Raw genomic sequence first — 6,000 nt, forward strand, 5'->3', positions numbered from 1 at the left:
AGACCTATTGCTTGTACCAAGCTTGTTTCCACTGCTGCATCTGTTTAATTTCAGCTTTCTGAGAAGCAATAATGCCTTGAGCCAGCTGTCTAATTTCAGGACGCTTCGACTTGTTCAGAGCATCTTGTGCCATCACGAAGGCGCCTTCGTGATGCGGAATCATGGCGTTGAGAAACCGCAGATCAAACTCGGCATCTGCTGCACCCAAATTCATATTCATCATCATGCCTTTCATCTGATCTTGAGACATAGGCATGGAATGACCCATTTTTGAGTTGTAAGCGACTGGCTCTGCACTAGCTTTGGGATACCAAGCTTGCCGCCATTGCTTCATCTGGTTAATTTCCTTGTCTTGAGCTTCGATGATGTCAGCCGCCATCTTTTGGATTTCAGGACGCTTGGATTTCTGCTGCGCTTCTTTTGCCATTTCGACGGCACCTTGATGATGAGGAGTCATGGCATCGACAAACCGCAGATCAAATTCAGCGTCGGCTGGACCCAGATCCATCGACATGCTGCCCGGGTTGCCGTGGTTCATACTACTGTGATCCATGCCTTGCATTGAGCTAGCATCAGTTGCAGCAGGACTGGGGGCTTGGGTTTGGTTTTGAGCAGGGGTAGAGCAGGCATTCAGAAAACTACTGGTGGCGATTGCTCCAAGTGTGAGAGCTAGAAAACCTGTTTTTGCGAAGAAGTTGCGTGACATCTGTTTGCTGTGCCTCAGATAAAGGGTCAGAAAAGTGATGTTGCTATTCTGGATGCTCCAGCTGACTGGAGTGTCAACCAGTCAAATTTTCCAAATCTGGAAACCTGCAAAGGGTCAGTTAATGGCAGAACGGTACATCTCTTCAAAATATTGCACACAGTTATGAAATTAGAATGAAATCGCTCTCGCTCAAAAGTGCAAGTTATCTCTCTTTCGAGGGAGAGACGTAATTGCTTCAATGCAACTTTAGGGTGAAGCCTAGAGAGCCAATAGGTTCTGGTTATTAATTCACAGAAGACAAACTATGACTTCAAGGCAATCTCACCAATCCCGACTTGAAACCTGCATTGAGGCTTGTTTTGACTGTCTACGAGACTGTGAGAACTGTGCCAACGCTTGCTTAGACAGTGACATGGTGCAAATGATGGCTCAGTGCATTAAGTTGTGCCGCGACTGTGCCGATACATGCGACATCTGCGCCCGTTTCATGGCTCGCAATTCTGACCTTCATGCCCAATTATGTGGAGTGTGTGCGCAAGCGTGCGACCGCTGTGCCGCTGAGTGCGAGAAGCATGACCATGACCACTGTAAGCGATGCGCCGAGTCTTGTCGTCGCTGTGCCCAATCCTGCCACCAGATGGCAGCAGCAATGGCGTAAAACTCATTCACCGACGATGGCAAAATTCTTCAACCGCTCTTTACAAGCAGAATAGTTGAAGAATTTTGCATGATTTAAGCTTTGCAAGATACTTGTAAAGTTTCTGTTGTTATCCCCTTGACTCTCCAGCTTGCTAGACACTCCAAGATGGGATCAGTTGCACATCAAGAGGATTTAGATCATGACACTTCAACTCACTGTTCCTAACATGGCTTGTTCCGCCTGTAGCGAAACCATTACTCAAGCCGTAAAGGCAATTGATCCAACTGCTACGGTTCATGCTGATCCTAAAACAAAGCTTGTCAACGTTGAAACTCAAACCTCTGAGTCTGTCATTAAACAGGCCATTATCGATGCAGGCTATACAGTTGCAGAGGAGTAGCTCACCATGGAAGATACGACTCTTAAATTGCGAGGCATGAGTTGTGCCTCCTGCGCCAATAACATTGAAGATGCAATTCGCTCTGTACCCGGAGTAGAAGCGTGCAGCGTTAACTTTGGGGCTGAACAAGCTGCTGTCACCTATGATCCTGGCAAAACCGATGTAGCTGAAATTCAGGAAGCAGTTGATGCTGCTGGATACTCGGCTCAGCCTCTACAAGATAACGTACTAGCGCCTGAAGATGATGCAGATCGACGAGTACGACAAGCGGAGCATCGTGAGTTGACCCGTAGAGTTGGGGTCAGCGGCATTATCAGTGCAGTTTTGGTGATTGGTTCGCTTCCTGCGATGACAGGTCTATCGATTCCCCTGCTTCCCATGTGGCTACATCATCCCTGGCTTCAGTTTGTGCTGACGGCTCCAGTACTGTTTTGGGCAGGTAGCTCTTTCTTCGTGAATGCTTGGAAAGCTTTAAAGCGCCATACGGCGACGATGGACACGTTGGTAGCAGTTGGAACCGGCACAGCCTATCTCTACTCTCTCTTTCCTACCTTCTTTCCACAATGGTTTATTGCTCAAGGACTGAATCCAGATGTCTACTTTGAGGCAGCATCCGTGATTATTGCACTCCTTCTGCTGGGTCGATTGCTCGAAGGTCGTGCCAAAGGACAAACTTCGGACGCGATTCGTAAGCTGAGCGGCTTACAGGCAAGAACAGCGCGAGTGATTCGTCAAGGACGAGAAATCGATTTACCGATCGCCCAAGTCGTTGTTGGAGATGTGATTCTCGTTCGTCCGGGTGAAAAAATTCCGGTGGATGGAGAGATTATTGAGGGTCGCTCAACGATCGACGAGGCAATGGTGACGGGTGAAAGTGTGCCTGTGACCAAGCAAATTGGCGATGAATTGATTGGAGCCACCTTAAACAAAACCGGCAGCTTCAAGTTCCGCGCCACACGAGTTGGAAAGGATACCTTTCTCGCTCAGATTGTGAAACTGGTGCAACAAGCGCAAGGCTCAAAAGCCCCGATTCAACGGTTAGCGGATCAAGTGACCGGATGGTTTGTGCCTGCGGTGATTGCGATTGCGATCTCAACATTCATTCTCTGGTACAACGTCATGGGTAATGTGACAATGGCGCTGATTACAACAGTTGGCGTGTTGATTATTGCCTGTCCTTGTGCGTTAGGGTTAGCGACACCCACCTCGATTATGGTGGGAACGGGCAAAGGTGCAGAAAATGGCATCTTGATCAAAGGTGCAGAAAGTCTAGAACTCGCGCACAAATTACAAACGATCGTGCTGGATAAAACCGGAACGATTACCCAAGGCAAACCGACCGTCACCGATTTTGTCACCGTTCGAGGCACTGCCGATCACAATGAATTGAATCTACTGCGCATAGCTGCCTCCATTGAACGCAACTCTGAGCATCCCCTAGCTGAAGCTGTGGTTCAGTATGCTCAGGCTCAGGGTGCAATCTTAGCTGACGCACAGGAGTTTAATGCTGTTGCAGGCAGCGGGGTGCAGGGTTATGTCTCAGATCAATGGATTCAGATCGGAACCCATCGCTGGATGACTGAACTCAACATTGAGACTCGCCCGCTTCAGCAGCAGTGGGATCAGCTCGAATCGCTGGGCAAAACCGTGATCTGGATTGCAGTTGATGGCAAAGCGGAAGCGATCATGGGTATTGCAGATGCAGTCAAACCTTCGTCGGTCGCAGCAATTCGAGCTTTGCAAAAGCTTGGATTAGAAGTCGTGATGCTGACCGGAGACAATCGCCGTACCGCAGATGTGATTGCGCGAGAAGTCAATATCCAAAGAGTATTTGCGGAGGTTCGCCCGGATCAAAAAGCCGCCACGGTTGAAACGCTTCAACGCGAAGGAAAAGTCGTGGCAATGGTGGGGGATGGCATCAATGATGCGCCTGCTTTAGCACAAGCTGATGTGGGGATGGCGATCGGGACCGGAACTGATGTTGCGATCGCAGCCAGCGACATTACGTTGATCTCTGGTGACTTACGGAGCATTGTGACTGCGATCCAACTCAGCCGTGCGACCATCCGCAATATTCAGCAGAATCTGTTCTTTGCGTTTATCTACAATGTGGCAGGGATTCCAATTGCCGCAGGCATTCTCTACCCACTGTTTGGCTGGTTGCTGAGTCCAATTATTGCTGGAGCCGCAATGGCATTTAGTTCAGTTTCAGTGGTGACGAATGCCTTACGGCTGCGAAACTTTCAGCCCAAACCATTGAGTTAATTCAACTGATGTAAGAGGACAAGAAAATGCTTAAAAAAGCAACATTTTGGGGGACATTAGCAGGATTGGGATTTCTCCTTGGTGCAATCTCTGGGGCGGTTGCGGCTGAACCCAGAATGAGCGAGATGGATAACCATCCTGCGTCTGATGCCAGTCAATTTCAACGCATTGAGCAACCCTTGAGCAATAAGGTCGCTGTTACACTCGGTGGAATAGGGCTCATTGGTCTAGAGTTGTGGTGGTTTTTGCTCAGTAAACCTAAATCCCGGCAAGCAAAGGCAGAAGGCGATATTCAGGAAGCAACCATTACGGTTGATGGCGGATATGAACCGAGTCAAATTGTTGTACAAGCAGGACAACCGGTGCGATTACAGTTTGATCGCAAAGACCCAAGTAGCTGTCTAGAAGAAGTTCGTTTTCCTGATTTTCGTATTGCTCAATCTTTGCCACTGAATCAAACGACCGCGATTGAGTTTCTGCCAAATAAACCGGGTCGATACGAATTTACTTGTGGCATGAATATGTTTCGCGGTGTCGTTGAAGCACAGTCTACGGATACTGCAACGAGAAACACACCTCCATCAACTTCTAAGCAAGCCTATCAACTGGATCAAAGCGTTCTTCATGCCAACCAAGCTGATTATCACGCTCACCATGTGCCACCTTCAACAGAGAGTCTTGAAGCCAGCATGACCAAAGCGGGAGTTCAGGACGTTACCGTAACAGTTGCGAAAGGATATGAACCCAAGCGAGTGATCGTTGAAGTCGGCGCTCCAGTCCGGTTGCACCTTCAGCGCATCAATCCCAGTAGTTGCTACGACCAATTTCTGATCCCAGCATTTGACATTGCAGTTGATCTAGAACTAGATACAACAACTGAGGTTGAATTTATGCCGAAGCAGCCGGGTGAGTATGAGTTTATGTGTGGCATGAAGATGAATCGTGGGGTCATTGAGGTGAGACCTAGGTACTCATCCTAGGCAATCAATTAATCCCACGCCCAAAACTGCTCAGTAGCAAGGCAGTACAACCCTTTGGAAAAACAGAAAAAATTCGTTACTTTCACGAGTGCGAGATCGCTTGACTCTCTACTTGGCTGGAGAGTTTAAGCTAGAAATCAGCAATAGATGTTCAGTGGAGGTCCGCATGTTGTCTTACGAGCGACCCAAGCAGATTGGTCCCATTGCCAAAGAAAGTGGGGTTCCTATCAAAACCATCCGGTATTACGAAGAATTAGGGTTATTGCAGGCGGTTGGCAGAACCGAAGGAGGATACCGCTTGTTTGGTTTCGATGTGTTTACTCGATTGAGCTTCATTAAACGGGCTCAAAGTCTTGGATTAAGCCTGGCAGAAATCAAAGAGTTTTTAGCCGTGCATGATCAAGGTGAGCTACCGTGTGATCATGTGCGAGTCAAATTGCAGGACAAGATTTCCGACATTGATCGTCAAATTCAGCAGCTCCAAATTCTGAAATCAGAACTCCAAGGGTTGCTTTCTGAGTCAGCCATTCTAGAGAATTCTGATACCCTCATTTGTCCCATCATTCAATGAGGTCAGTCCTCCTGATTTCCTTTTAGTTTTTCATCTGCACCCTGTGCACCCTGTTTAGTACTCCCTATGTGTTTTAGGGAGTGCTTTTTGCTGACAGTTAAGTATTTCCTAATCGGTTCAAAAAACTTTCTCCTATCTATTGACTCTCCGGTTAGGTAGAGACTCTAAAGTGATTTTAGTTTGAATACGGCAATGGATGAGAAAGACGAAAAATAGTTGTACTTCTCATGTTTGCAATTTTGTTGCAATTTGAACGCAGATAAAGACTCTAGGTTAACGACAGAGCGTATTGTCAGGTTAACCGGAACGTAGAATAATCGTACTAGTTCAACTTTAAGAACGACTGCTTGCCCATGTACTCCCGTCATCGCTTCCCTGGTGAAATTATTAGCTACTGCGTTTGGCTGTATTACACCTTTCCGTTGAGCTACCGGGACA

6 protein-coding genes and 1 pseudogene are annotated in these 6,000 nt (G+C 47.6%); 6 read left to right on the forward strand and 1 reads right to left on the reverse strand.

Features of this window, described 5'->3' with window-relative positions; translation table 11 throughout:
* Positions 1-4: 4 nt before the first annotated feature.
* Positions 5-706: a DUF305 domain-containing protein gene (locus tag NC981_RS23710; RefSeq protein ID WP_348245301.1), complete on the reverse strand. Its 702-nt coding sequence runs from the start codon at positions 704-706 to the stop codon at positions 5-7.
* 304 nt (positions 707-1,010) lie between these two features.
* Between NC981_RS23710 and NC981_RS23715 the strand changes: the two genes are divergently transcribed.
* The 6 genes and pseudogenes from NC981_RS23715 to NC981_RS23740 form a co-directional block, all read left to right on the forward strand.
* A complete protein-coding gene (locus NC981_RS23715; protein ID WP_348245302.1) occupies positions 1,011-1,364 on the forward strand; it encodes a four-helix bundle copper-binding protein in 354 nt (117 codons plus the stop codon).
* A 181-nt stretch (positions 1,365-1,545) separates the two neighbouring features.
* Complete coding sequence (locus NC981_RS23720; protein WP_348245303.1) at positions 1,546-1,746, forward strand: heavy-metal-associated domain-containing protein; 201 nt, start codon at positions 1,546-1,548, stop codon at positions 1,744-1,746.
* Between the two features lie 6 nt (positions 1,747-1,752).
* Complete coding sequence (locus tag NC981_RS23725; protein WP_348245304.1) at positions 1,753-4,011, forward strand: heavy metal translocating P-type ATPase; 2,259 nt, start codon at positions 1,753-1,755, stop codon at positions 4,009-4,011.
* 26 nt (positions 4,012-4,037) lie between these two features.
* Positions 4,038-4,991, forward strand: a complete 954-nt coding sequence (locus NC981_RS23730) for a cupredoxin domain-containing protein (protein ID WP_348245305.1) — start codon at positions 4,038-4,040, stop codon at positions 4,989-4,991.
* Positions 4,992-5,157: 166 nt separating this feature from the next.
* Positions 5,158-5,562, forward strand: coding sequence for a heavy metal-responsive transcriptional regulator (locus NC981_RS23735; RefSeq protein ID WP_348245306.1), 405 nt, complete (start codon positions 5,158-5,160; stop codon positions 5,560-5,562).
* A gap of 353 nt (positions 5,563-5,915) precedes the next feature.
* Positions 5,916-6,000, forward strand: a pseudogene (locus NC981_RS23740) (IS6 family transposase); the annotation flags it as partial.

Source organism: Leptolyngbya sp. DQ-M1, from assembly GCF_039962505.1.
Lineage (GTDB): Bacteria > Cyanobacteriota > Cyanobacteriia > Leptolyngbyales > Leptolyngbyaceae > Leptolyngbya.

Coding starts and splice junctions, on each gene's coding strand:
- NC981_RS23710 (WP_348245301.1), bottom strand. CDS start 706: ATGTCACGCAACTTCTTCGCAAAAACAGGTTTTCTAGCTCTCACACTT.
- NC981_RS23715 (WP_348245302.1), top strand. CDS start 1,011: ATGACTTCAAGGCAATCTCACCAATCCCGACTTGAAACCTGCATTGAG.
- NC981_RS23720 (WP_348245303.1), top strand. CDS start 1,546: ATGACACTTCAACTCACTGTTCCTAACATGGCTTGTTCCGCCTGTAGC.
- NC981_RS23725 (WP_348245304.1), top strand. CDS start 1,753: ATGGAAGATACGACTCTTAAATTGCGAGGCATGAGTTGTGCCTCCTGC.
- NC981_RS23730 (WP_348245305.1), top strand. CDS start 4,038: ATGCTTAAAAAAGCAACATTTTGGGGGACATTAGCAGGATTGGGATTT.
- NC981_RS23735 (WP_348245306.1), top strand. CDS start 5,158: ATGTTGTCTTACGAGCGACCCAAGCAGATTGGTCCCATTGCCAAAGAA.